The sequence below is a fragment of the Sorangium sp. So ce834 genome, from assembly GCF_051521425.1.
In the GTDB taxonomy this organism is placed as follows: domain Bacteria; phylum Myxococcota_A; class Polyangia; order Polyangiales; family Polyangiaceae; genus Sorangium; species Sorangium cellulosum_D.
Map to the genome: position 1 here is coordinate 3,775,881 of NZ_CP150351.1, position 25,699 is coordinate 3,801,579.

The 25,699-nt window shown below is 73.9% G+C and carries 10 protein-coding genes; all 10 read right to left on the minus strand.

Annotated features, from left to right (window positions below; all coding sequences use genetic code 11):
* Positions 1–1,641 carry a cyclic peptide export ABC transporter gene (locus WMF20_RS13835; protein WP_437613911.1) on the minus strand — a complete coding sequence of 547 codons (1,641 nt, stop codon included), beginning with the start codon at positions 1,639–1,641 and terminating at the stop codon, positions 1–3.
* Positions 1,638–4,028: a carbamoyltransferase HypF gene (gene hypF / locus WMF20_RS13840; RefSeq protein ID WP_437613913.1), complete on the minus strand. Its 2,391-nt coding sequence runs from the start codon at positions 4,026–4,028 to the stop codon at positions 1,638–1,640. Before hypF ends, WMF20_RS13835 begins: the two co-directional genes overlap by 4 nt.
* Positions 4,000–5,028: a hydrogenase expression/formation protein HypE gene (gene hypE, locus WMF20_RS13845; protein ID WP_437613915.1), complete on the minus strand. Its 1,029-nt coding sequence runs from the start codon at positions 5,026–5,028 to the stop codon at positions 4,000–4,002. Before hypE ends, hypF begins: the two co-directional genes overlap by 29 nt.
* 99 nt (positions 5,029–5,127) lie before the next feature.
* Positions 5,128–5,718, minus strand: coding sequence for a cysteine hydrolase family protein (locus WMF20_RS13850; protein WP_020734848.1), 591 nt, complete (start codon positions 5,716–5,718; stop codon positions 5,128–5,130).
* A gap of 105 nt (positions 5,719–5,823) precedes the next feature.
* A complete protein-coding gene (locus WMF20_RS13855; protein WP_437613917.1) occupies positions 5,824–18,306 on the minus strand; it encodes an amino acid adenylation domain-containing protein in 12,483 nt (4,160 codons plus the stop codon).
* A gap of 58 nt (positions 18,307–18,364) precedes the next feature.
* Positions 18,365–19,354 carry a 2,3-diaminopropionate biosynthesis protein SbnB gene (sbnB, locus tag WMF20_RS13860; RefSeq protein WP_437613919.1) on the minus strand — a complete coding sequence of 330 codons (990 nt, stop codon included), beginning with the start codon at positions 19,352–19,354 and terminating at the stop codon, positions 18,365–18,367.
* 15 nt (positions 19,355–19,369) lie between these two features.
* On the minus strand, positions 19,370–20,335 hold the full coding sequence (gene sbnA / locus WMF20_RS13865; protein ID WP_437613921.1) for a 2,3-diaminopropionate biosynthesis protein SbnA: 966 nt from the start codon (positions 20,333–20,335) through the stop codon (positions 19,370–19,372).
* A gap of 43 nt (positions 20,336–20,378) precedes the next feature.
* Entirely contained in the window at positions 20,379–22,382 is a 2,004-nt protein-coding gene (locus tag WMF20_RS13870; RefSeq protein WP_437613923.1) for a carbamoyltransferase family protein, read from the minus strand.
* Positions 22,376–23,638: an acyl-CoA dehydrogenase family protein gene (locus WMF20_RS13875; protein WP_437613925.1), complete on the minus strand. Its 1,263-nt coding sequence runs from the start codon at positions 23,636–23,638 to the stop codon at positions 22,376–22,378. Before WMF20_RS13875 ends, WMF20_RS13870 begins: the two co-directional genes overlap by 7 nt.
* A gap of 84 nt (positions 23,639–23,722) precedes the next feature.
* On the minus strand, positions 23,723–25,696 hold the full coding sequence (locus tag WMF20_RS13880) for a carbamoyltransferase C-terminal domain-containing protein (RefSeq protein WP_437613927.1): 1,974 nt from the start codon (positions 25,694–25,696) through the stop codon (positions 23,723–23,725).
* Positions 25,697–25,699 lie beyond the last annotated feature (3 nt).

Here is a 25,699-nt window from a genome sequence, read left to right on the forward strand (position 1 = left end):
TCATGCGCTGGCGCGCGTCTCGTCCGAACGCGCCGCCGGCGCCTCGCCCACGAGCTGGCCGAAGTCCATCTTGATCACGCGATCCGCCAGCCCGAAATACTTCTCATCGTGGCTGATGACGATGATCGTCTTGCCGCTCGACCGGAGCTCCGCGAGGATCTGGCGGTAAAAGACGTCCTTGAACACCGGATCCTGGTCCGCCGCCCACTCGTCGAACAGGTAGACCGGCCGGTCCTCCAGGTACGCCGTGAGCAGCGCGAGGCGCTTTCTCTGCCCCTGCGACAGCGATGTCGTCGAGAGCGCGCCCCCCTCGACAGACACCTTGTGATCGAGCTGCAGGCGAGAGAGATACCCCCGCGCGCGCCGGGTGAGCTCCGGAGAGTCGAGCCCGATCAGGCGCTCGAACAGGTAGAAATCGAAGAACACCACCGAGAAGAGCTGCCGGTAGGCCTGCCGGTTCTCGTCCGTGATCGCCTCGCCGTCGACCCGGATCTCGCCCGCCTCGGGCGTGTACAGGCCGGTGATCAGCTTCGCCAGGGTCGTCTTGCCGCTGCCGTTGCCGCCGACGAGGAAGATCAGCTCGCCGCGCCGCACGGTGAGGTGGATGGGGCCGAGCGTGAAGGTGTCGTCCTTGCCCTCGGACCGGTAGGCGTGGGTGACCCCGGCGAGCTCCAGCCGCTTCCACTTCTCGGGGAGCGGGGCCGGCGCCTCGGCCTCGCCCGCGTCGACCGCGAGGCCCGCGCCGAGATCCTCGACCTTCTGCACGGCGATGCCCGCGCGGCTCAGCGCCGGGAGCGAGCCGATGAGGACCTGCATCGGCGTCATCAGGTAGAGGAGGATGATCGCATATCCGACGAGCGTCTCCGCGCTCGCCACCTGGAAGAGCGGCAGGACGAAGAGCGTCACGCCGACGATGGCGAACACCATCCCCTGGCCCCACCCGTTCGCGGCGGTGAGCGCGACCATGCCGCGCAGGTTGCTCGCATGGACCGCCCCCGCCTCCTCGTCGAGCGACGTCGCGAGGAACGCCTCGCGGCGCCGCGCGTGGAGCTTCAGCTCCTTCACGCCGCGCGTGAGCGCGCGGAACGTCTTCATCAGCTCGTCGGTCGCCTCGCGCGCGCGGCGGAAGTGGCGCGTCGCCCGGCTCATCGGGAGCTGGTACCCGACGACGCCGAGGACGATGAGCGCGATCACCGAGGCCAGCATCATCGGCGACAGCCACCCCATGTAGAGGAGGCCGCCGACGACGACGACCAGGTTGATGCAGATGATCGGGATGTGCTGCAGCGCCGCGGTGATCACCGGGACGTCGTCCGTGAGCACCGTGAGCACCCGCGGCGGGCCGATCTCCTCGAGCTGGCGGAGCGGGGCGCCGAGGATCTTGCGGCAGATCTTCACCCGGAGGTCGAAGAGCGCCCCCTGGCTGAGGCGCGTGAGCAGGATCTCCGAGTGGTACCGGGCGAACGGGAGCAAGAGGCACACGGCGGCGAAGCCCCACATCACCGCGCCGCGCTCGCCCTGGAGCGCCCGGTTGATCAGCACGAGCAGCGCCGTGTTGCAGGCGCCGCAGAGCACCCCCGCGATGACCGCGAGGACGAGGATCCGCCGGGAGTAGCCGGCGATGAAGGAGACGAGCTTCATGGACGATCGGGGGTGGCGGGGCGCTCTCCCCGCACCGGCGCGGCGTCGCGCGCGCGGGCGGCCGCGACGAGGATCTGCCCGAGCGAGATGCCGCCGTCGTTCGGCGGGACCAGCCGGTGGCAGTGCGGCGCGAGCCCCTCCCGCGAAAGGCGGCGGAGCGCGTTGATCACGACGAACTCGTTCATGAAGACCCCGCCGCTCATGACCACGCGGCGCACGTCGTACCGCTCGGCCAGGCGCAAGCACACGTTAGCGATCACATCCACAACCGTCGAGTGGAACCGGCGGCTGAGGTGCGCGGGCGTGGCGCCCGGCTCCTCGATCGCGCGCAAAAGATCCCGTACGAGCGGCCGGTAGTCGACCACGAGCCGGCCGTCCCGCTCCTCGATCCCGTACTCGAGCGGTGGCGCGGTCCCGAAGTCCCGCTCGAGCAGCGCCTCCAGCTCGATGGCGGCCTGCGCCTCGTACTCGACCTCGTGGCAGACGCGGAGCAGCGACGAGACGCCGTCGAACAGCCGGCCCATGCTCGTCGTCGCCGTCGCGTTCAGCCGCCGCTGCGCCATCTTCACGAAGACGTCGCGGCGCTCCTCGGCGATGTCCGCGAGCGCGGGGACGCGGAGCCCGCCGAGCGCGTCCCCGAACGTCTCGACGAGCAGCGAGATGGCGACGCGGATGGGCTCCTTGACCGCCTTGTCGCCGCCGAGGAGGTACATCGGCCGGAGGTGCCCGGCGCGCACGAAATCGCGGTAGTCGCCGACCAGGAACTCGCCGCCCCAGATCGTGTTGTCGAGGCCGTAGCCCGAGCCGTCGAAGATGACGCCGATCACCCGCTCGTTCAGCCCGTTCTCCGCCATGCACGCCGCCATGTGGGCGTGGTGGTGCTGCACCGACGCGACCTGCATGCCGCTCCGGTCCTTCGCCGCCCGGGTGGAGCGGAACGCCGGGTGCATGTCGCAGGCGACCGTGTCCGCCTGCACGGACAGGAGCCGCTGGACGTGCGACGAGCAGTCGACGTGGGCGCCGAACGTCGAGTCGTTCTTCAGATCGCCGATATGCTGGCTGATGAAGACCTGGTTGTCCTTGCCGACGGCGACCGTGGTCTTGAGCTCGCCGCCGAGGGCGACGACGGCGCCGACGCCCTGGGACAGGTGGATCGGGTACGGGGCGTAGCCGCGCGAGCGCCGGATGAAGGAGAGCAGCGGGCCGTCGAGGCCCTCCGCCTCGGTGAGCCGGACGACCGAGTCGTCGACGCGGGTGCGGATGTCGCGGTCGTGCAGGACGAAGTAGTCCGCGATGTCGCGCAGCTGCGCGAGCGCCGTGTCGTTGTCGAACGCGATCGGGTGCCCGGACAGGTTGCCGCTCGTCATGACGAGGACGTCGAGCGCCGGATCCTCGAGCAGGAGGTAGTGCAGCGGCGTCGAGGGGAGCATGACGCCGAAGCTCGGGTTCCTGGGGGCGACCGCGTCGGGGAGGGAGCCGGGCCGCCGGCGCAGGAGCACGATAGGGCGCTGCCGGCTCTCGAGCAGCGCCCGCTCGGGCGGGCTGAGCACGACATAGCGGCTCGCCGCCTCGGCGTCGGCCACCATGATCGCGAACGGCTTGGCGTCGCGGCGCTTGCGCCGGCGCAGCTCCCGCACCGCCGCCTCGTTGCGGGCGTCCGCGACGAGGTGGAACCCGCCGAGGCTCTTGACCGCGAAGAGCGCGCCCTCGCGCAGCCGGGCGATCGTGAAGCGGACCGGATCCTCGGCGGCGATCGGGGCGCCGAGCCGATCGGTGAGCGTGAGCCGGGGGCCGCACGCGGGGCACGCGTTCGGCTGGGCGTGGTAGCGCCGATCCTCGATGTCCTCGTACTCCCGGGCGCAGGCGGGGCACATCGGGAAGCTGCGCATCGTGGTCTGCGACCGGTCGTACGGCATGTCGCAGATGATCGAGTAGCGCGGCCCGCAATGGGTGCAGTTGATGAACGGGTAGCGATACCGGCGGTCCGCGGGGTCGCGCAGCTCCCGCAGGCAGTCGGCGCAGACGTCCGAGTCGGGCGGGATGAGCGTGTCCGTGTAGCGCAGATCGACGCTGCCGCGGATCTGGAAGTCGTCGTACCGCGGGGCGGGCTCGGTCAGCGCCTCCTCGCGGACGGCCGTGATCCGCGCGAGCGGCGGCGGCGACTCGACGAGGGCGCGCAGGAACGACTGGATCTCCGCGTCTTGGGCCTGCAGCTCGAGCTGCACGCCCTGAGAGTCGTTGAGGACCCAGCCGCGCGCGCCGACGGCGCGCGCGAGCCGGTGCACGAACGGCCGGAAGCCGACGCCCTGGACGATGCCCGAGACCCGGAAACGGCGGGTCACGAGCGCCGGCTGCGGCTCAGCAGAGTCGCGGGAGTTCGGCTCCATAGAGCTCCTCGAGCAGGGTTTGGGTCCCATCGGGCTCGGTCATGGAGACGGCCGGCGCCGGGGCGCTCTTGACCTCTCCGATGACCGCCGCGTTGCGGCCGTACGGGTGCGCGCGGAGGATCCCGAGCACGTCGCCCGCCTTGTCCGCCTCCACGAAGAGGCAGAGGCACCCCTCGTTGGCGAGGTGGATGAGGTTGATGCCGAGCATGTCCGCGGCCATGACGGCCTCCGGCAGCACGGGCAGCGCCGCGCGCGCGAACGAGAGCTCGGCGCCCGAGGCGCGGGCGAACTCGTGCAGGACGGCGCACAGGCCGCCGCGGGTCACGTCGCGGATCGCCGTGACGGCGCCCTGGGGCACGCCCCGGAGGACGGCGTCGATGAGCCCGTTCAGCGGCGCGCAGTCGCTCTGCACCCGCTTCTCGAAGCCGAGCCCCTCGCGCACCGAGAGCAGGTGGATCGAGTGGTTGCCGAGCTGCCCGCTCACGATGATCTTGTTGCCGGGCCGCACGGCGCGGCTCACGAGCGGCGGGCGCTCGAAGACGCCGACGCCGGTCGTGTTCATGAAGAGCCGGTCGGCCTCGCCCTTGCCGACGACCTTCGTGTCGCCGGCGACGATCTTCACGCCGGCCTCCCTCGCCGCGTCGCGCGCCGACTCGAGGGCGCGGATCAGCGAGGCGATCGGGAAGCCGGTCTCGATGATGAGGCCCAGGGTCAGGTAGAGCGGCCTGGCGCCGCTGACCGCGAGATCGTTGACCGTGCCGCAGACGGCGACCTTGCCGATATCGCCGTTGCCGAAGAACAGCGGCGTGACCACGAACGAGTCCGTGGTCATGGCGATCCGGCCCGCGGGCACGTCGAGGATCGCGCTGTCCTCCATCGCGCCGATGTACGTGTCGCCGAGCGTCGCGGCGATCCGCTCGACGAGCTCCCGGCTCAGGCGGGCGCCGGTCCCGTGGTCGAGGACGACCTCTTCGTTCTCTCTGGCGTGTTCTTTCGTCATGTGAGGCTCCAGCGTTGATTCCGCAGGTGTGCGGTGGGGGGTGCGTAAACGTGCGTAAAAGAGACGAGGCCGCCCGCCCCTCGGCCCCGTCGCGCGCCGTCAGCCGAGCAGCTCTTCCCGGCTCGGCAGGTCGTCGCTCTGGCGCAGGCGCTTGATGATCTCCGCGCCGGGCGCGATCGCGGCGCAGTACGACGCCATCCACTCGAGGGAGCGCTTCTTGTCCTCCTCCTTGAGCGAGAACACGCAGTCTTCGGGGACCCACACCTTGTACCCGCGGAAGAACGCGTCCGCCGCCGTGGTCTGCACGCAGATCTGAGTCTGGATGCCCGTGACGAGCACCGTCTTGACGCCGAGCTCCTTCAGCTTGTCGTCGAGGGGCGTCTCGTAGAAGCCGCTGTCGCGGCCCTTGACCATCACGAGATCGGACGGATGGACGAAGTCCTTGATCAGCTCGGCGTTCGGCGTCCCCTTGATCGCGGGGATCTCCTTGCCGCGGAAGCGCCGCTGGATCTGCGGATCGTTCGGATCGTTGATGAGCTGGAGGTGGACGACGACGTGCCCCAGGGCGCGGATGGCGCCGAGGAACATGTTGAATTGCGGCGCCACCCGGGAGAGGAGCTCGCGACCTCCAGGCATCTTGTCGATGAACTCGTACTGAAGGTCGTTGGTGAGCACGGCGATGTTGGGCATGATGGTCCTCTTCGATTCGGTTGATGGATTCGAGACGAGTCGGTCAAAGGCCCTTGCCGGCGACGGGCGCGGCAGGGCGGTGAAGCGCGGCGGCGCGAGCGGCGATCACCCCGGCGGCCGGGCGGCGCCCTCGCTGGTCGCGCCGGCGTCGGCCTCGAGCAGGGCCGCCCGGAGGCGCTCTGCGAGCGCGCCGACGTGCGGCTTGCGAAGCAGTGTGTAGTGGTCGCCGGCCGCGACGTGGCCCCTCAGGCCGGGGGCCCACCTGGACCAGGCGGGGCGCGGGTCGCGGCGCGGCGAGGCCTCGGCGCGGAAGAGCTCCACCCGGGCCGACACCCCGCCGGGGGCGTAGCGCGCGAGCAGCGCCGCGTTCCGCTGGAAGACGTCGAGCAGCGCCTCGAGCTCGGCGAGCGTGGTGCCGCGGGGCAGGGCGCCGAGCTCCTGCGCGCGATCGAGCAGCCACGCGGCGTGGGGCGCGCCGTCGCCCAGCTCGGCGAGCGCCGCGGCGGCCGACGCGCCCGAGATCCCCGCGAGATCCGCGGCGAATTGAGCGATCGGCGGGAGCTCGTCGCCGGGCTCGTCGAACGGCGGCAGGTACGCGTCGAGGAGGACGACGGCGGCCACGCGGCGCCCGCCGCGCTCGAGGACGCGGGCCATCTCGAAGGCCACGACGCCGCCCATCGACCAGCCGCCGAGGAGGTACGGCCCCTCGGGCTGGACGCGGCGGAGCTCCTCGCAGTACGCCTCGGCCATCTCGCCGACGCTGCCGAGCGGCCGCGGGGGGGTCTCCAGCCCGTACGACTGGATGCCGTAGAAGGGGCGATCGTCCCCGAGCGCGGCCGCGAGGTCGGCGTAGCAGAGGACGTTGCCGCCCACGGGGTGCACGAAGAAGAGCGGCGGGCGCGCGCCCCGCGTGTGGAGCGGGACCACGACCGAGGCGCGGCCCCGCGGCGCGCCGCCCCCGTCGCGCAGGAGCGCCGCGAGGCCCTCGACCGTGGGCGCGCGGAACAGGCTGGTGAGCGGCAGATCGCGGCCGAAGCGGCCGCGGATCTCGGTCATGAGCCGCACGGCGAGCAGCGAGTGCCCGCCGAGCGAGAAGAAGTCGTCGGTCACGCCGACGCCGGGCGCGCCGAGGAGCTCCTCGAACAGCGCGCAGAGCTCGAGCTCGATCCGGGTCCGCGGCGGGACGTGCGCGCCCTCGGCGAGCGCCGCGAGCGCCGCGGGCGCGGACGCGGCGAGCGCCCGGCGATCGATCTTGCCGCTCGGCGTCTGCGGCCACCGCTCTACCGGCACGAGCGCCGGCGGGACCATGTAGTCGGGCAGCCGAGCGGCGAGGTACCGGCGCAGCGCGTTGGCGTCGGCGCGCCCGCCGCGCGGGATGAAGAAGCCCGCGAGCCGCACGTCGCCGGGCGCGTGCTCCCGGGTGACCACCGCCGCCTCGGCCACGTCCGGGTGGGACGCGAGCACGGCCTCGATCTCGCCGAGCTCGATCCGGAAGCCGCGGATCTTGACCTGCTCGTCGAGCCGGCCGAGGAAGTCGATCTCGCCGTTCGGCAGCCACCGCACGAGGTCGCCCGTGCGGTAGAGCCGCGCGCCCCCGGCCTCGGGGAACGCCGCGCGCACGAAGCGGGCGGCGGTCAGGTCGTCGCGGTTCAGGTAGCCGCGCGCGAGGCCGACGCCGCCGATGTGGAGCTCGCCGGGGATGCCGACGGGCGCCGGCTGGCCGCGGCCGTCGAGCACGTAGACCTGCGTGTTCGGCAGCGGGCGGCCGATCGTGGGCCGCGCGACGTCGGCGGTGTACTCGGCCGACGTCGCGAGCACCGTGGCCTCGGTGGGGCCGTAGCCGTTGAGGAACCGCCGGCCCCGCGCCCAGCGCCGCGGCAGCTCCACCGGGCACACCTCGCCCGCCACGCACAGGACGCGCAGGTCGGGGAGCGTGTCGAAGCCGACCGCCATGAGCGCCGAGGGCGTCAGCATCGCGATCTGGATGCGCTCCTGCCGCAGGAGATCGATGAGCCCGGGCCCGGGCATGAGCGCCTCGGCGCGCGCGAGGCAGACGACGCCGCCGGCGGAGAGCGGGACGAAGATCTCCATCACGGAGACGTCGAAGCTGAGCCGGGTGAACTGGAGGACGCGCGTCCCCGGCTCGACGCCGAGCTGCTTGCGCTGCGCCTCGGCGAAGGCGGAGAGCGAGCGGTGCTCGATGAGCACGCCCTTGGGGCGCCCCGTCGAGCCTGAGGTGTAGATGACGTAGGCGAGGTCCTCGGGGAGCGCGCCGGCGTCGGGATCGTCGGCCCGCTCGTGCGGGAAGGCGGGCTCGCCCTCGCCGAGCCGCACGACCGGCGGGAGCGCCGCGGGAAGCGCCTCGAGGAGCTCCGGCTGGGCGATGAGCAGCGCGGGGCGCGCGTCCTCGATCATGAGGGCGAGCCGGTCGCGCGGGTAGGTCGGGTCGAGCGGCACGTACGCGCCGCCGGCCTTCAGCACCGCGAGGAGCGCCACGATCATGTTGGGCGAGCGCGGCATGCACACGCCGACCAGCGCGCCGCGCCGGACGCCGCGGGCGCGGAGGTGGTGCGCGAGCTGGTTGGCCCGGCGGTTCAGCTCGCCGTAGCTCACCGGCGCGCCCTCGAAGAGGAGCGCCGTCCGCTCGGGGGCCGCGCTGGCCTGCGCCTCGAACAGGCGGTGCGCGCACGCGGCCTGAGGGGCGGGCTGCGCCGCGCCGCCGTCGCTGAACGTTCGCGCGACGAGATCGCGCTCCTCGCGCCCGAGCAGCGGCAGGTCGCCGACGCGCAGCTCGGGCTGCGCGGCGCTCGCCGCGAGCAGGGTCTCGAGGTGGCCTCGCCAGCGCTCGATCGTGGACCTATCGAACAGCTCGGCGCTGAACTCGATCCCGCCGGAGATGTCGTTTTCGCCCTCCTCCAGCGCGAGCAGGAGGTCGAACTTCGCGGTCGCTGTGTCGACCTCGAACGGCGAGGCCTCGAGCCCTCCGAGCGCCCGCGGCCGCTCCGGCGCGCCCTGGAACGCGAAGGCGGCCTGGAAGAGCGGCGTGCGGCCGAGGTCGCGCTTCACCTGCAGGGCGTCCACCACCTGCTCGAACGGGACGTCCTGGTGCTCCTGGGCCTCGAGCGTCACCTGCCGGACCCGCCGCACGAGCTCGGCGAAGGTGGGGTCGTCGTCGACGCGCACGCGCAGGACGAGCATGTTCACGAAGAAGCCGATGAGCGGCTCCATCTCGACCTGCGTGCGGCCGCCGGTCGGCGAGCCGACGGCCACGCCGGCGCGGCCCGTGTACCGGTGCAGGAGGGCGACGTAGCCGGCGAGGAGCAGCATGAACATGGTCGCCCCCTCGCGCCGGCCGAGCGCGCGGAGCGCCTCGACGAGCGGCGCGGGCAGGCGCACGGGGACGGTGTCGCCGCGGTGGGAGAGGGCGCCGCCGCGCGGCCGGTCGGTGGGCAGCTCCAGCGGCTCGAGGTCGGCCAGCGCGCGCTTCCAGTACTCGAGCTGGCCGCGCCACGCGTCGGCCTGGGCGCGCTGCCAGATCGCCACGTCGGCGTACTGCATGGGGAGCGGCGGCAGATCCGGCGCGCGGCCCGCGCGCGCCGCCTCGTAGAAGGCGGACAGGTCGCGGAACAGGACGGGGATCGAGCCGCCGTCGCAGGCGATGTGGTGCGCGGTGACGAGGAGGACGTGCTCCTCGTCGGCGAGGCGGATCAGCGCCGCGCGGATCGGCGGGCCCGAGGCGAGATCGAACGGCCGGCGCGCCTCCTCCTCCGCCGCGCGCCGCGCGGCCCGATCGCGATCCTGCCGGGGGACGCGGGACAGGTCGACGTGCTGCAGCTCGATCCGCGCCTCGGGGAGCACGACCTGGAGCGGCTGGCCGCCGCGCACCTCGAACCGGGTGCGCAGCACCTCGTGGCGCGCGACGAGCTGCTCGAGGCTCCGCTCGAGCGCGGCGCGATCGAGCGGGCCGCGGAGCAGGACCCCGATCGGCATGTTGTAGACCGCGGTGCCCGGCTGGAGCTCCTCGACGAACCAGAGGCGCTGCTGGGCGTGGGAGAGCGGCGCGTCCGCGCCCCGGTGCGCCGGGCAGAGCGGCCGGGGCGCGGCGCGGCGCCCGTCCTGCTTCGCCCGATCGACGCGCTCGGCGAGGGCGGCGATCGTCGGCGCGTCGAAGGCGGCGCGCAGCGGGAGGTCGACGCCGAACAGGCGCCGCGCGCGCGCGACGACCTGGACGGCGAGGAGCGAGTGGCCGCCGAGCGCGAAGAAGTCGTCGGTCGTCCCGATGCCGTCTCTGCCGAGGACCTCGCTCCACACGCCGGCGAGGGCCTGCTCGGTCGGCGTCGCCGGCGCGCGCTGCGCCGGGGCCGCGGGGCCGGGCCGGCTGGGCGCCGGGAGCGCCTTGCGGTCGACCTTGCCGTTGGCGTTGAGCGGCCAGGCGTCGAGCTCGACGAAGGCGGACGGGACGAACGGCTCCGGGAGCCGCTCGGCGACGAACGCCCGCAGCGCCTCCGCGTCGATCGGCCGCCGGGCGAGGACGTAGGCGACGAGCCAGCGGCCGGAGGGGCCGTCGTCCCGCGCGAGCACGAGCGCCTCGCGGACGTCCGGGTGCGCGGCGAGCGCAGCCTCGGTCTCCGCCGGCTCGATGCGGAAGCCGCGGATCTTCACCTGGTGATCCAGACGGCCGAGGTACTCGAGCTCGCCGCTCGCGAGCCAGCGCGCGCGGTCGCCGGTGCGGTACATGCGCGCGCCGCGGGCCTCGTCGAGCGGGCACGGGACGAACCGCTCGGCCGTGAGCTCGTCGCGCCCGAGGTAGCCGCGCGCGACGCCGGCGCCGGCGATGTAGATCTCCCCGGCGACGCCGACGGGCACCGGCTGCCTCCGAGCGTCGAGCACGTAGACCTGGGTGTGGTCGATCGGCCGGCCGATCGTCGGGCGCGCCTCGGCGGTCACGGTCGCGCCGGTCGAGTACGTGGTGGTCTCGCTGGGTCCGTAGAGGTTGAGGAGCCGCTCGACGTGCGGCAGCGCGAGCACGTCGCGCGCGAGCGAGGCGCGGAGCGGCTCGCCGGCGAGGCACACGGTCCGCACGGACGCGGGGATGCCGGAGGCCGCGAGGAGCGCCGCCGCCGCGGACGGCACCGTGTTGAGGAGCGTGACCTCGCGGCCGTGCTGGAGCGCGGGCAGCTCGAGCGCGCTGTCGGCGAGGACGACCTTGCCGCCCCAGCAGAGCGGCACGATGAGCTCGAAGACCGAGAGGTCGAAGCACGTGGACGTGGACGCGAGCACGCCGGCGAGCTCCTCGTCCGAGAACGCCCGCCGCGCCCACCACGCGAGCGCGACGGCCTGGCGGTGCTCGATCACGACGGCCTTGGGCCGGCCGGTCGAGCCGGAGGTGTAGATGAGGTACGCCGCCTGCTCCGGCCGCCCGGCGTCGATCAGGGCGCCGGCCTCGTCCCCTGCGCCGGCGGCGATCTTGTCGAGCAGCAGGACCTCGGACGACCCCGCCGGCACGAGCCCCGAGAGCGCGCGCTCGGTCACGAGCAGGTGCGCCGCCGCGTCCTCCAGGATGACCGCGAGCCGCTGGCGCGGGTAACCCGGGTCGAGCGGCACGTGGACGCCGCCGGCCTTGAAGATGGCCCAGAGGGCCACGACCATGTCGAGCGTCCGCCGCACGCACAGGCCCACGCGGACCTCGGGCCGCACGCCGAGCGCGCGCAGCCGCCGCGCGAGCGCGTCGGCGCGGCGGCGGAGCTCGCCGTACGTGAGCTCGCCGTCGTCGGACACCACGGCCACGGCGTCGGGCGACCGCGCGGCCTGCGCGTCGAAGAGCTCGTGCAGGCACGCGGCGGGCGGCGGCGGCGCGCTCGTGGCGTTCCACGAGACGAGCACCTCGTTCCGCTCGGCCGGCGTGAGGAGCGGGAGCTCGCCAACGCGCGCCGACGGCGCCTCGGCGGCGGCGCGCAGGATCGTCTCGTAGTGCCCCGCGAGCCGCGCGACGGTCGCGGGGTCGAACAGGTCGAGATCGAACTCGAGGGCGCCCTCGATGACGTCGCCGGACTCGGTGAGGAAGAGCGTCAGGTCGAACCGCGCCTGCTCGACGTCGAGCTCGACCGGCGACACCTCGACGCCCGGCAGCGAGAGCGCGGGCGGGGGGACGTTCTGCAGCGCGAACATCACCTGGAACAGCGGGTTCCGGCTGAGATCCCGCTCGACGGCGAGCGCGTCGACGACGATCTCGAAGGGGAGATCCTGGTGGGCGTACGCCTCGAGCGCGTCCGCCTTCACGCGGCCGACGAGCTCCTCGAAGCTCGGGTCGCCGTCGAGCCGCGCGCGCAGGACGAGCGTGTTGACGAACAGCCCGATGAGCGGCTCGAGCTCGGTCCGCCCGCGGCCCGCCACCGGCGTGCCGACGCAGAAGTCCTCCTGGCCGCTGTAGCGGTGGAGCAGCGCCTCGAAGGCGGCGAGGAGCGTCATGAACAGCGTGGCCCCGAGCTCCTGGCTCCGGCGCCGGAGCGCGGCGGTGAGGTCGCGCGGCAGCTCGAACCTGTGCGTGCGCCCGCGGGACGAGCGCGCGGCGGGGCGGGGGCGGTCGGTGGGCAGCTCCAGCGGCGGCGCGCCGTCGAGCCGGCGGCGCCAGACCTCCCGCTCGGCCTCCAGCACGTCCTGGGTGAGCTCCTGCCGCTGCCAGGCGGCGTAGTCGGCGTACTGGATCGGCAGCGGGCGGAGCCGCGGCTCCTCCTTGCGCGCGAACGCCTCGTAGGCCGCGGTGAGCTCGTCCGCGAGCACGCCGAGCGACCACCCGTCCGAGGCGATGTGGTGGAGCGTGACGAGCAGCACGTGGTCGTCGGGCGCGAGCCGGAAGAGCGCCGCGCGCAGGAGCGGCCCCTGCGAGAGATCGAACGGCCTCGCGGCCTCCTCCGACGCGCGGCGCCGCGCGGACGCCTCCCGCTCTGGCGCGGGGAGCCCCGAGAGGTCGACGAGGGGGAGGGGCCACGCCTCCGGCGCGCCGTGGAAGCGCTGGACCGGGCGGCCGTCGACGGCGTGCAGCGCGGCGCGCAGGACCTCGTGCCGCCGGACCACCTCCGCGATCGCGCGCTCGAGCGCCTGCGGGTCGAGCGCGCCGCGCAGGCGGAGCGCCGCGGGCATGTTGTACGTGGCGCTCGCCGGCTCGAGCTGATCGAGGAACCAGAGCCGCTGCTGCGCGAACGAGAGCGGCGCCTCGCCCTCGCGCGGCGCCGGCGAGAGCGGCCGGGGCGCAGGGCGCGCGCCCCCCCGGGCCTGCCGCTCGACGTGCGCGGCGAGCCGGGCGACGGTCGGCGCCTCGAAGATCGACCGGACGGCGACGTCGACGCCGAGCACGTCGCGCAGGCGGGCCGCCGCGCGGGTGGCCGAGAGCGAGTGCCCGCCGATCGCGAAGAAGTCGTCGTGCGCGCCGACGCGCTCGACCCCGAGGACGGCGCGCCACACCTCGGCGATCGCCTGCTCGAGGCCGGTGCGCGGCGCCGTCCGCGCCGCGAGCTCCCCCGCGGCGCCCCACGCCGGCGCGGGCAGCGCCTTGCGGTCGACCTTGCCGTTCGCGCTCAGCGGGAGCGCGTCGAGCGGGACGATCGCCGCCGGGATCATGTACGCCGGCAGCCGCGACGAGAGCTGCTCCTTGAGGGCGCCGGGGTCGAAGGACGGGGCCTCCGGGACCACGTACGCGACGAGCCGCGGATCGCCCGGCGCGTCCTCGCGGGCGACAACGACGACATCGCGGACCCCCGCGCACCGCGCGATCGCCGCCTCGATCTCGCCGAGCTCGATGCGGAAGCCGCGGAGCTTGATCTGGTGGTCGATCCGCCCGAGGAACACGAGATCGCCGCCCGGCAGGCGCCGCACCAGGTCGCCGGTCCGGTACAGGCGCGCGCCCGCGCCGGGCGCGAACGGATCCGGCAGGAACGCCGCCGCGGTGCGCTCGGGGTCGTGGAGGTAGCCCCGGCCGACGCCGTCGCCGCCGACGTACAGCTCGCCGGCGACGCCGAGCGGCACGGGCCGCCGCCGCCGATCGAGCACGTAGAGCTGCGTGTTCTGGATCGGGCGGCCGATCGGCACGTACGCCGCGTCCTCGGGCGGGGGCTCGACGAGGACGTGCTGGGCGACGTCGTCCGAGCACTCGGTCGGGCCGTAGGCGTTCATCAGCGGGATCCACGGGTAGAGCGCGAGCCACCGCCGCGCGAGATCGGGCGGGAGCGCCTCGCCGGTGAGGACGAGCCACCGCAGGCCGTCGAGGCGCGGCCGGAAGCTCGGGCGCGACTCCAGCTCGTCGAGCGCCCCGCGCAGGAGCGACGGCACGATCTCCAGGACGGTGATGCCGAGGTCGCCCACCGCCTCGAGGAGCCGCGCCGGGTCGGTCGCGATCTCGTCCGGCACGAGCCGGCACGTCCCGCCCGCGAGCAGGGCGCAGAGCAGCTGCCACACCGAGATGTCGAAGCTGACCGGCGCGGTCTGCGCGACGACGTCCGACGGCCCGAGCCCGAGGGAGCGCACCTTCGCGAAGAGGTGGTTCAGCATCCCCCGGTGCTCGACCATCGCCCCCTTGGGCGCGCCGGTCGATCCCGACGTGAAGATGACGTAGGCGAGGTGCTCCGGCCGCGCGCGGGCGGGCGCGGCGCCGGGCGCGGCCGCGCCTTCGGCGAGCAGCTCGCCCGCCGAGAGCGCCTCCGGCGCGGCGGCGCACGCGGCGACGATCTCGTCGCGCAGCGCGCCCGGGATCGCGTCGCCCACGAGGAGGGGAGGGCCGCCCGCGCGCGTGAGGATGTCGGCGTTGCGCCGCACCGGGTGCGCCGGGTCGAGCGGCACGTACGCGCCCGCCGCCTTGAAGGCCCCGAGCGCGAGCACCATGAAATCGAGGTCGCGCCGCGTCAGCAGGGCGACCAGGCGATCCGGGCCGACGCCGCGCGCCGTGAGCGCGCGCGCGACCTGATCGGAGAGGCGGTCGAGCTCCGCGTAGGAGAGCCGGAGGTCGCCGCAGGCGGCGGCGATCCGGTCGGGCGTCCGGGCGGCCTGCTGCCGGAAGAGGTCGTGGAAGCAGACGCCTTCCGGGACGGGCGCCGCCGTGTCGTTGCAGCCCGCGATCAGGGTGCGCTCCTCGTCCGGCGGGAGCAGCGCGAGCTCGTCGACCGGCCGGTCCGGATCCTCGGCGGCGGAGCGGAGGAGCACCGCCAGGTGGCCGGCCATGCGCTCGACCTCGTCGCGCGCGAAGCGGTCCTCGCGGTACTCGAGCGCGGCCGCGAGCTCGCCGCGCTCGCTATCGAAGCGGGCCACGCTGAGCCCCAGGTCGAACTTCGCGGTGCCCTCCACGGCCCCGTCCGGGGACCAGAGCACGGGCCGCCACAGCGCCCCCTCGGCGCCCGCGGGCGGCTCCGAGACGCTCTCCAGCACGAAGCTCGCCTGGACCAGCGCGTCCCGCTCGCCCGGGCGCCCGGCGCCGGCGGCGCGCGCGACCTCGTCGAACGGCAGCTCGGCGTGCTCCATCGCCTCGGCCATGGTCCGGCGCACGCGGCGGACGAGCTCGCGGTACGTCGGCCTGCCGGAGAGATCGACGCGCAGGACGACCGTGTTCGCGAAGAAGCCGACGATCTCCTGGTGCTCCGGGCGGCTGCGGTTGGCGATGACGACGCCGATCCCGAGGTCCTCCTGCCCGGTCGTGCGGTGGAGCAGCGCCGCGTACAGGGCAGCGAGGGCGACGAAGAGCGTCGCGTTCTCCGCCCGCGCGGCGGCGAGCGCCGCCTCGACGTGCGGCGCGGGCAGCGAGAACCGCACCGTCCCGCCGGCGAAGGGCGACGCCGCCGGGCGCCGCCGCTCGGCGCCGAGGTCGAGCCGCGGCAGCCCCTCGAGCTGCGCCTTCCAGTACGCCCGCTCCGCGTCCATGCGCGCGAGCGCGGCCCGCTGCGCGCGCGCATAGCCGTCGTACCCGGGGGCCGGCCCCAGCGCCGCTCCGGCGCGGCCGGCCGCGCTCGCGGCGTAGGCCGCCGCGAGGTCGCGCACGAGCACCTCGATCGATCGGCCGTCGGTCACGAGGTGGTGCTGCGCGAAGAGGAGGACGTGGTGGCGCTCGCCGAGCGAGACCAGGCACACCCGGAGCAGCGGCCCCTCGTCGAGCGCGAACGGCCGCTGCCCCCACTCGGCGGCCAGCGCGCGCAGGCGCTCCTCGCGCTCCTCGGCCCCCGCCGCCTCGACGCGCGCGCGGGCGAGGGGCACCGCCGCCTCCGGGAGCACGATCTGCCGCGGCTCCCCGGCGATCTCGCGGAACACCGTGCGCAGCGCCGGGTGCCGGCGGACCACGGCCGCGAGGCTCTCCTCGAGCTTCGCCTCGTCGAGCGCGCCGACGATCCGCGCGCCGAACACCACGTGATAGAGCGGGCTCTCCGGCGCGAACTTGCAGAAGAACCAGAGGCGGAGCTGGTGGGACGAGAGCTCGACCGGCTCCCCCGCCGCCGCCGCGGGCGGCGCGGCGGGCGCCTCCGCCCGCGCCGGCGCCTCGAGCGCCCCCGCGAGCGCCGCCGCGAGATCCTCGACCGTGGCCGCCTGCCACAGCAGCTGCGCCGGCACCGGGACGCCGAGCAGCTCCTCGAAGCGCGCCTGCAGCTCGATGCTCGCCAGCGAGTCGAGCCCGAGCGCCATGAGCTTCGAGGTCGGGGCGATGCTCCCGGCGTCCACCCGCGCGAGCCGGGCGAGCTCCTCGCGCGCCGCCTCGACGAGCAGGGCCGCCCTCCCCGCGGCGGGCACCGCGCGCAGCGCGAGCCGCAGCATCCGCGCCGGATCGGCCGCCGGCCGCGCCGGCGCCGCCGCCGCGCCGGCCGGCGCCGCCGGGGACAGCGACGCGACGAGCGCCTCGAGCGTCCCGTCGCGGAACCCCTGGGCGCACGCGTGCCGCTGGATCTTGCCGCTCGACGTCTTCGGGATCGTGCGCGGCCGGAGCAGCAGCACCGCGTGCGGCTGCACGTCGTGCTCCCTGGCGACCGCGGACCGCACCGCCTCCACCGCGTCCGGCGGCGGCTCGCCCCCGCCCCGCGCGTCGATCTCGGCCGCGATCCCGAGCCGCTCTTCGCCGCCGACCTCGATCGAGAACGCCGCGCAGCAGCCGGGGCGAACGCGCGGGTGCGCGGCCTCCACCGTGCGCTCGATGTCGTCGGGGTACAGGTTCCGCCCGCGGATGACGATGAGGTCCTTGATGCGCCCGGTGACGAACAGCTCTCCGCCCGAGAGGAAGCCGAGATCCCCGGTGCGCAGGTACGGCGTCGCGCCGTCGCCCGGCAGGCGCGCGCCGAACGTGCGCGCCGTCTCCTCGGCGCGGCCCCAGTACCCGCCGGCGACGCTCGGGCCGGCGACCCAGATCTCGCCGATCTGCCCGTCCGCGAGGCGCTCGCCGCCCTCCGGCGACACGACGGCCACGCGCGCCCGGGGCGCCCCCGACGACACGAGCCGCCGCGCGCCCGCGCCCGCCGACGCCGGGTCCACCTCGAGCGAGACCCCGCGCGCGAGCGCGCCGGCGTCGACGCTCACGCACGCGGGCGGCGCGGCGCGCAGGCCCCCCGAGACGAACAGCGTCGCCTCGGCGAGCCCGTAGCACGGGTAGAACGCCTCCCGGCGGAAGCCGCAGGGAGCGAACGTGGCCGCGAACCGGTCCAGGGTCTCGGCGCGGACCGGCTCCGCGCCGTTGAACGCCACCGTCCAGGAGCGGAGGTCGAGCGCCGCCAGATCCTCGGGCGTCGCCTTGCGCGCGCAGAGGTCGTAGGCGAAGTTCGGCCCGCCGCTCGTCGTGGCGCGGAAGCGCGAGATCGCCTTGAGCCACCGCATCGGCCGCTCCAGGAACGCGAGCGGCGACATCAGCGTGCACGGGAAGCCGACGAAGATCGGCTGCAGCACCTTGCCGATCAGCCCCATGTCGTGGAAGAGCGGCAGCCACCCGACGCCCGACGAGCCCGCGTCGTGCTCGAAGCCGGCGAGGATGGCGCGCTCGTTGGCCATCACGTTCGCGTGGCTCACCATCACGCCCTTGGGGTGCCCGGTGGAGCCGGACGTGTACTGGAGGAACGCGAGCGTCTCCCCAGAGATCGCCGGCGGCCGCCACGCCGAGGCCGCGCCGGGCTCGAGCGCGTCGGTGGCGATCCAGCGGAGCGCTCCGAGCTCCGGCGCCTGCTGCCCGAGGGCCTCCGCCATGGAGGCGATCATCGCGGTCGAGAGGACGAACCTCGCGCCCGCGTCGCGGGCGATGGCGCGGAGCCGCGGCAGGGTGCGATCCATCTGCGCGGGGTTCGGCGGGTACGTGGGGACGGCGATGACGCCGGCGTAGACGCAGCCCATGAACGCCGCGATGAAATCGAGCCCCGGCGCATAGAGGAGCAGCGCGCGCTCCCCGGCGCCCCCGGCCGCCTGGAGCGACGCCGCGATGCCCATCGCGCGGACGTGGAGATCGCGGTACGTCCACTCCTCGGAGCCGCCGTCCACGTCTCCCGTCGTCAGGAACCGGAAGACCAGGGCATCGCCCTGGGCCTCGGCGCGCAGCCGAAGGAGATCAACCAGGGTCGCGCAGCGATCCAGTTCACCCAGCAAAACACCGCTCATCGAAAAGCTCCCGCGCTCTCTCGCCCTCTGCGAAGCCCGCCCGGCGTCAGCGCGTCATGTCGAAGAAGTCGTCGATCCACGTCACGTCCCCCGCGGCCTCGGCGCGCGCGTAGGCCCACCGCGCCACCGCGAGATCGAGGATCCCCATCCCGAACGGCGAGAACACGATCGGCCTCGTCCGCGGCGCCGCGCACCGCCCGAGGAGCACCTCGGCGATCGTCCCCGTGACGAAGTCGCGCCGGCCGGACTCCTGCTCTGCGAGGTGGAGCGAGGTGCCGGCGCTCAGCACGTGCTCGACGCTGTCGACCACGTTGAACGAGGAGAGGACGATGCTGGGCGACAGGTCGCGCAGCGACAGGTGCAGCACGACCGGGTTGTGGGAGAACCAGCCCGCGTCGTGGACGTGCGGCGTCGCCGCCGAGGTCGTGAAGACGAGGAGATCGCTCCGCCGCACCACGGTCTCCAGGTCCTTCGCGACGCGGATCTCGCGGCGATCTTCCGGGTCGAAGGCGGTCGCGCGGAACCGCTCGGGCTCGGCGGGGTTCGTGTCGAACAGGAGCACCTCGGGGATCTCCCAGCCGAGGCGCGACAGGAACGAGACCACGTACCGGGCGATGAGCCCCGTCCCGACGATGCCGAGCGCGCGCGCGCGCCGCCCCCCGGACAGCGCCGCCGCCGCGGAGACCGCGGACGCCGCGGTGCGCGCCGCCGAGATGATCGAGCCCTCGAGGCACGCGAACGGATACCCGTTGTCCGCGCGGTTCAGGACGATCACCGCCGACGCCCGGGGGATGCCCTGCCGGATGTTCGCCGGATAGCTGGCGATCCACTTGATCCCCGACACGGGCTCTCCGCCGCCGAGGTGGGCCGGGAGCGCGATGATCCGCGCGTCCGGCCGGTCGGGGAAGCGAAGGAAATAGCTGTTCGGACAGACCACCTCACCGCGGTGGCCGGCGAGGTACGCGCCCTCGACCGCCTTGACGCACTCCTCGGGGCTCTCCTCGATGAGGCGACGGATGACATTGCCAGAGACCACACCAAAGCGCATCGATCATCCCTCGGCGTATCGCGACGCCCACGCAGGGTTGTAGACGGTGTCGAGATAAGGCACGCCGCGGTCCGCGCAGAGGAACAGGACCCTCGGCCTCGTGAGGCCGGTCGCCCGGCCGAAATAGCGCTGGATCGCCGCGTAGACCGTCCCCGTCGAGCCGCCGACGAGCAGCCGGTGGCGGTCGAGGATCGTCCGGCACGCGGCGATCGACTCCACCTCTGGGACGATCACGACGTCGTCGATCAGCGCCTCTCGCAGGAGGTCGGGCACGACCCCCGCGCCGATCCCCGGGATACGGCGCGGCCGCGGCGGGCCGCCGAAGATCACCGACCCTTCCGCGTCCACCGCGACGATCTTCACCCCGCGGAAGTGCTCCTTCAGCCGCCGCGACAGCCCGGCGATCGTCCCCGCCGAGCTCACGGCGACGAACACGAAATCGAGCTCCGTGAACGCCTCGCAGATCTCCCGGCCCGTCGTGTGGAAATGGGCCATCATCCCGTCGGGGTTCTTGTACTGGTTGGGCCAGTACGCCCGCGGGAGCGAGGCGCAGAGCGACTGCACGCGGGCGAGCCTCGTCTTGAGGAACCCCCCCGTGTCGTCCCGCTCCTCGACCTTCTCGACCCGCGCGCAGAGCGAGCGGAGCACGTGCTCGTTCACCGAGGAGATGTGGGGATCGATCACGGGGATGTAGTCGAGCCCGAGGAGCTGCGCGTACGCGGCGAGCGCGATGGCGAAGTTGCCGGACGACGACTCCACCACCGTCGTCCGCGGGTCGATCTCGCCGCGATCGATCGCCGACTTCAGGATCCAGAGCGCGGGGCGATCCTTGATGCTCCCGACCGCGTTGCAGTACTCGAGCTTGACGAAGAGCTCGAGGCGCTCGTGGTCGAGCCGCACGACCGGCGTCTCGCGGAGCATGCTGACGAGCGTGGCCGCCCGCGTCAGGAGTTGTTCTTGATGAAGCATGCAGGCTTTACCACCCTCTGGGCGCTGGACAGGCACTCACGAACTAGGCCTCTCGCGGGCGGAGCGACACGAGCCGCTGCGACCAGAGCCCCTCGAGCTCCAGGACCGCCTTCTGCATGCGCGCGGGCTCGCCGGCGCCGGCCTCCGCGAGCAGCTCGCCGATCGAGCGCGCGCCGTCCGCGCGCATCAGCGCCTCGCCCACGTCGGGCGACACGCTCACCCGCGCGCCGGCGTCGTACGTGTTCCGCAGCTCGAAGACCGAGGCCGCGCGATCCATCGCGACGAACCTGCGGATCTGGTCCACGCGGACGTGCCTCGGGATCTCGAGCGCGAGCGTCGCGAGGTCCTCCCACGTCCACGGCCGCTTCTCGACGAAGTAGCCGCCGATCGCGAGGTAATGGAGCCCGGTCGTCAAGAAGCTCGTCACCACGTCGTGCGCGGAGTCGACGATCGGCTCCACGTTGTTGTTGAACGAGGTGTTGAGCAGCACCGGCACGCCGGTCCGGTCCTTGAACGCCTTGAGGAGGCCGTAAAACCGCGGGTTCGACCGCTGTGACACCGTCTGGACGCGGGCCGTGCCGTCCACGTGCGTCGTCGCCCCGAGGACGCTCCGCTTGTCCTCCCGGACCTTGAGCACGAAGATCATGAAGGGGAACTCGCCCTCTCCGGGCGGGAGCTCGAAGAACTCGCGCGCGTCCTCCGCGAGCACGGCGGGCGCGAACGGGCGGTAGGCCTCGCGCTTCTTGACCATCGCGTTCACGAGGTCCTTGTTCGCGGCCGGCCTCGGGTCGGCCAGGATGCTGCGGTGTCCGAGCGCCCGGGGCCCGAACTCGGACCCGCCCTGTGCCCAGCCCACGGCGGCCCCGGCCGCGATGACGTCGGCGACGCGCCCCGGCAGGTCCGCGACGCGCTCGCTCCGGACGAAGCGGGACCACCCGGCGAGCTCGCGCCCGATCTCCGCCTCTCCGCCGACGTCGCTGCCCCAGAACACGTGCTCGAGCCGCCGCCGCGACGTGAGGGCGCCCGCGGCGAGGTTCGTGTACAGCGCGGCCCCGAGCGCGCAGCCCGCGTCGTGCGCCGCCGGCTGCACGAAGACGCGCTCGAACAGGCCCGAATACAGGATCTTCCCGTTCATCGTGCAGTTGTGCGCGACGCCGCCGGCCAGGCAGAGCCGCGTCTTGCCCGTCGCCTCGCGCTGGTGGCGGAGCACGTGCAGCGCGATCGCCTCCAGCGCCTCCTGGAGCGACGCCGCGACGTCGCGGTGCTGCTGCGTGAAGGGGCCGCCCTTGCGGCGCACCTCGATCACCTGCGCGAGCGCGCCCACGCGGTCGCGGTACACCTCGTAATCGCCGCCCGGCAGGAGCGTGTAGAGCGCGCTCATCTGCGCGCGGTACCGCGCGGGATCGCCGTACGGCGCGAGGCCCATCACCTTGTACTCGTCGAACACGCCGTAACCGAGGAGGTTGATGACCGCGACGTAGAAGTTCCCGAGCGACTTCGACTCCGGCATCGTCGACAGCACGTCGATCCGGTCGCCCGAGCCCACGGCCACGAGCCCGGACAGGAAGTCTCCCGATCCGTCGATCGCCACGATCAGGCTGTCGTCGAAGCCCGACAGGAGGTAGGTGCTCGCCGCGTGCGCCTGGTGGTGCGGGACGAAGACGATCTTGTCCCGGTCGATCGGGCGCCCGAACCCCTGGCCGAGCTTCGCCGCGAGCAGCGTGCGCGCGTCGATGCGCGGCAGCGCGCCGCCGGTCAGGAGGCGCACCCGCCCGAGGAGCGCGTTGCAGTACTCCTCGCTCGCGTAGAACGCGATCCGGTCCACCCGGTCGATGTCGACGCCGCGCCGGGCGAGGCAGAAGCGGATCGCCTCGATCGGGAACTTGTTGGAGTGCTTGATGCGGTTGAGCCGCTCCTCCTCGATCCCCGCGACGATCTCTCCGCCCTCCACGAGCACGGCCGCGCCGTCGTGCGTGAAGCTCTGCGGGATGTCGTACATCTCCTCGTGGGCGAAGCTCAGCCCGCCAGAGAGCCCCAGCGTCAGCATGTTTCCTCCTTGCCGCTCGCGCTCATCGCGCCATCGAGCCACGGCGACGACGCCGCGCCGTCGAACTCGCCCTCTCCGAGCGCGCGCCGCCCGTGGGCGCGCTCGATGACGGCGTTCACCTCCGGTCCGAGCGGGCCGAAGACGACCTCCTTGCTCAGCCGCTCGAGGACGCTGTCCCCGGCGTACGCGCGCGCGCCGACGATGCCGCGCGCCGCCGCGACGATCTCCTCGGCGCACCTCGTCCCGACGTACTTCGCCGCCCCGGCGAGGTCGTAGAGCCGCGGGAGCCGCTCGGCGCGGTCCCGCGCGCCGCGGATCGCGCCCATCGCCTCGCCCGCCTCGCGGACCGCCGCGCACGCGGCGCGGTAGCGGATCACGAGGCGCCCGACGTCGACGACCATGCCGTCCAGCTCGGCGAGCGGCCCGCCCTCCCGGGCGCGGACCGTCCGGAGGAACCGGCGCGACTCCTCGATCGCCCGGGCCGCGGCGCCGAGGTACAGCGATGGAATCAGCGCCTGGTGCCAGACCATCTCGAACAGGAGGAGCTGAATCACCTCCGGCGCCTGGCCGCCGAGCAGGAAGTCCTCCTCTGGCACGAAGAGGTCGTGGAAGACGATCCGGCGCGTATCGGAGTCGATCATCGCGTCCGGGAACAGGTAAGGGCCGATCTCCACCGCCGCGTTGCCGCGCGGCCGCGTCATCAGGACCGCGGGGAAGCCCTCCTCGAGCGCGGTCGTGAAGATGAGGAGATCCCCCTCGGTCGCGAGCGACGTGTACGACGCGGCGCCGCTCACCACGTATCCGCCGGCGACCTTCCGGGCCCGCGTCCCCACCGCGCCCACGCGGTCTCCGTGCACCCGCGAGTTCGTGTTGGCGACGAGCCGGCGCTTCTCGACGATCTCGGCGAGCAGCGCGCGCCGCCGCGCGTCGAGCCGCTCGTCGTCGCCGATGGGGAAGGTGGCTATCGCGGAGCTCACGTAAAAGTGGTTCTCCACCGCGAGCGCGACCGCCGGGGAGACGCCCCCGAGCCGGTGCAGCACGTGCGCGCACGCGCGGAACAGGCCCGGGGCGTCCCCCTCGTAGACGAGCCCCAAGAACGGCAGATCCGTCGACCGGAACACCCGGTAGAAGGCCGGCAGATCCCGCTCGGCGAGCGCCTTCTTCAGCGCCTCCTCCGCGAGCTCCGTTTGCCGCTCGAGGTCGATCCGCGGGCGCGCCCTGCGCCCGGCGCCCATGGTCATGTCATCCGAGCTCACCGCTCTTCTCCTTGCATCCGTCGTGTTTCAACCCCGCGATCCCGGCCCGGCGCGCGCGCCTCACGCGTGCGCTTCATGTGCGCCTCACGCGCGCTCGGCCGGCGCGAGCTGGATGAGCCGCTCTGTCCAGAGGGCCCAGAGCTCGCGCATGACCTCGGCCCCCGCGCCGCCCTGCAGCGCCGCGACGGGCCGGCTCCCGTCGGCCTTCGCCAGCACGTCGTACGCAGCTCCGGAGATCTTGCGGCGGAGCCCGCGGTCGTAGCTCGTCCGCAGCTCCCACGCGTCCCCCGGGCGCGCGCCGTCGTGCCACCCGTGCGTGCGGACCACCTGGGTCGAGCGCGGGAGCGACACGGCCATGCGGAGCCTGTCCTCGACCGACGCGCTCTTCTTGCGGACGAGCACGTCGTCCACGAAGGCGGCCTCGAGGCCGCTCGTCAGGAGCAGCGCGACAACGTCGTCGACCGTCTCGGCCGGCGGCTCCGCCCCATCGTCGAGCGACGTCACGAGCAGCGCGCCGACCCCGGAGCGCTCCTTGAACGCGCCGAGCAGCGCGAACAGCCGAGGATCCGCCTCCTCGAGCACCACCTGCGCGCGGACCGTGCCGTCCGCGTGCAGCGCCGCGGCGAGCGCCGCCTTGCGCTCGCGCCGGACGCGGAGGGCGAAGCTCTTCCAGCGCAGCTGCTCGGCCGGGCACGGCAGCATCAGGCACTCGGCCGCGTCCTCGGCGAGCATCGCGACCGAGAGCGGCCGGTGCGGCGCGCGCCGCTTCATCTCGTTCAGCGCGGCCCGCTGCCGCTCGTCCCGCGGATCCGCGGCGATCACGCGGCGCCCGAGCGCCACGAGCCCCATCTCCGAGCGGCCGTTCGCCCACCCGACGGCGGCGCCGCCCTCGATGAGCGCGGCGGCCTCGCGGGCCGGCGCGGCGCTGCGCTCCGCCGTCACGAAGGCGCCCCAGCGGCGCAGCGCGGGGGGCACCGCGTCGGCGGTGCCGAGGTCCGTCCCCCAGGCCACGTGATCGAGCGCGGCGCCGCGCGGCGCCGCGTCGGCCGCGTAGAGCGCGGCCCCGAGGGCGCAGCCGGCGTCGTGCGCGGCGGGCTGGACGAACACCTCGTCGAACAGGCCGCTCGCGAGGACCCGGGAGTTGACGGCGCAGATCTGCGCGCCCCCTCCGGCCAGGCACAGCCGCCGGACGCCGCTCGCGGTGCGGTGGTGGCGCAGCACGTGGAGCACGATCTCGGAGATCGCCTCTTCGAGCGCGGCGATCACGTCCTTGTGCGCCTGCTCGACCGGCTCGCCGCGCAGCCTGCCCGGCGCCTTCGAGACCACGGCCGCGAGGTGCTGGAACGCGAGGTCGTAGTCGCCGTCCGGCAGGAGCCTGTACACCTCGCGCATCGCGGCGCGGTGCACGGCCGGGTCGCCGTGCGGGGCGAGCTCCATCGCCTCGGCCTCGTCGAAGGGGCTGTACCCGAGCGCTCGGATCGTGCGGTGGCACAGCTCGCCGAGCGACTTCTGCGGCGGGAAGGCCGCGAGCTCCGTGAGGCACGATCGGGCGCCGCGGGTCGATGTCCCGGTGAAGACCCCGCCCTCGTTGTCGATGACGTAGACGAGCGACCGCTCGAAGCCCGACATCGCCGCCGCGCTCACCGCGTGCGTCAGCCTGTGCGGCACGAAGACGATCCGCTCCGGATCGATCGCGCACTTCATCTCTCGCTGGATGGCCGCCTGGAGCAGGCCGCGCGCGTCGGGGACGCCGGCGAGCTCGGGGAACGCCGCGCGCAGGCGCCCGACGAGGAAATTGGCCGTCTCCTCGCTCGAGTAATACGCGATCCGGTCCACGTCCTGGAGGGAGACGCCCCGCTGCCGCAGGCAGGCCCGCAGCGCGTCGAACGGGAACTTGTTCGTCCGGCGGACGCGGTTCAGCCGCTCTTCCTCGATCGCGGCCACCACCTGCCCGTCCTCGACCAGCACGGCCGCCGCGTCGTACGTGAAGTATTGCGGCGCGTCGTAACGGCAGTCGTAGACGGGATCCAAGCCTCCGGCGAGGCCCAGAGTCAGCATGCG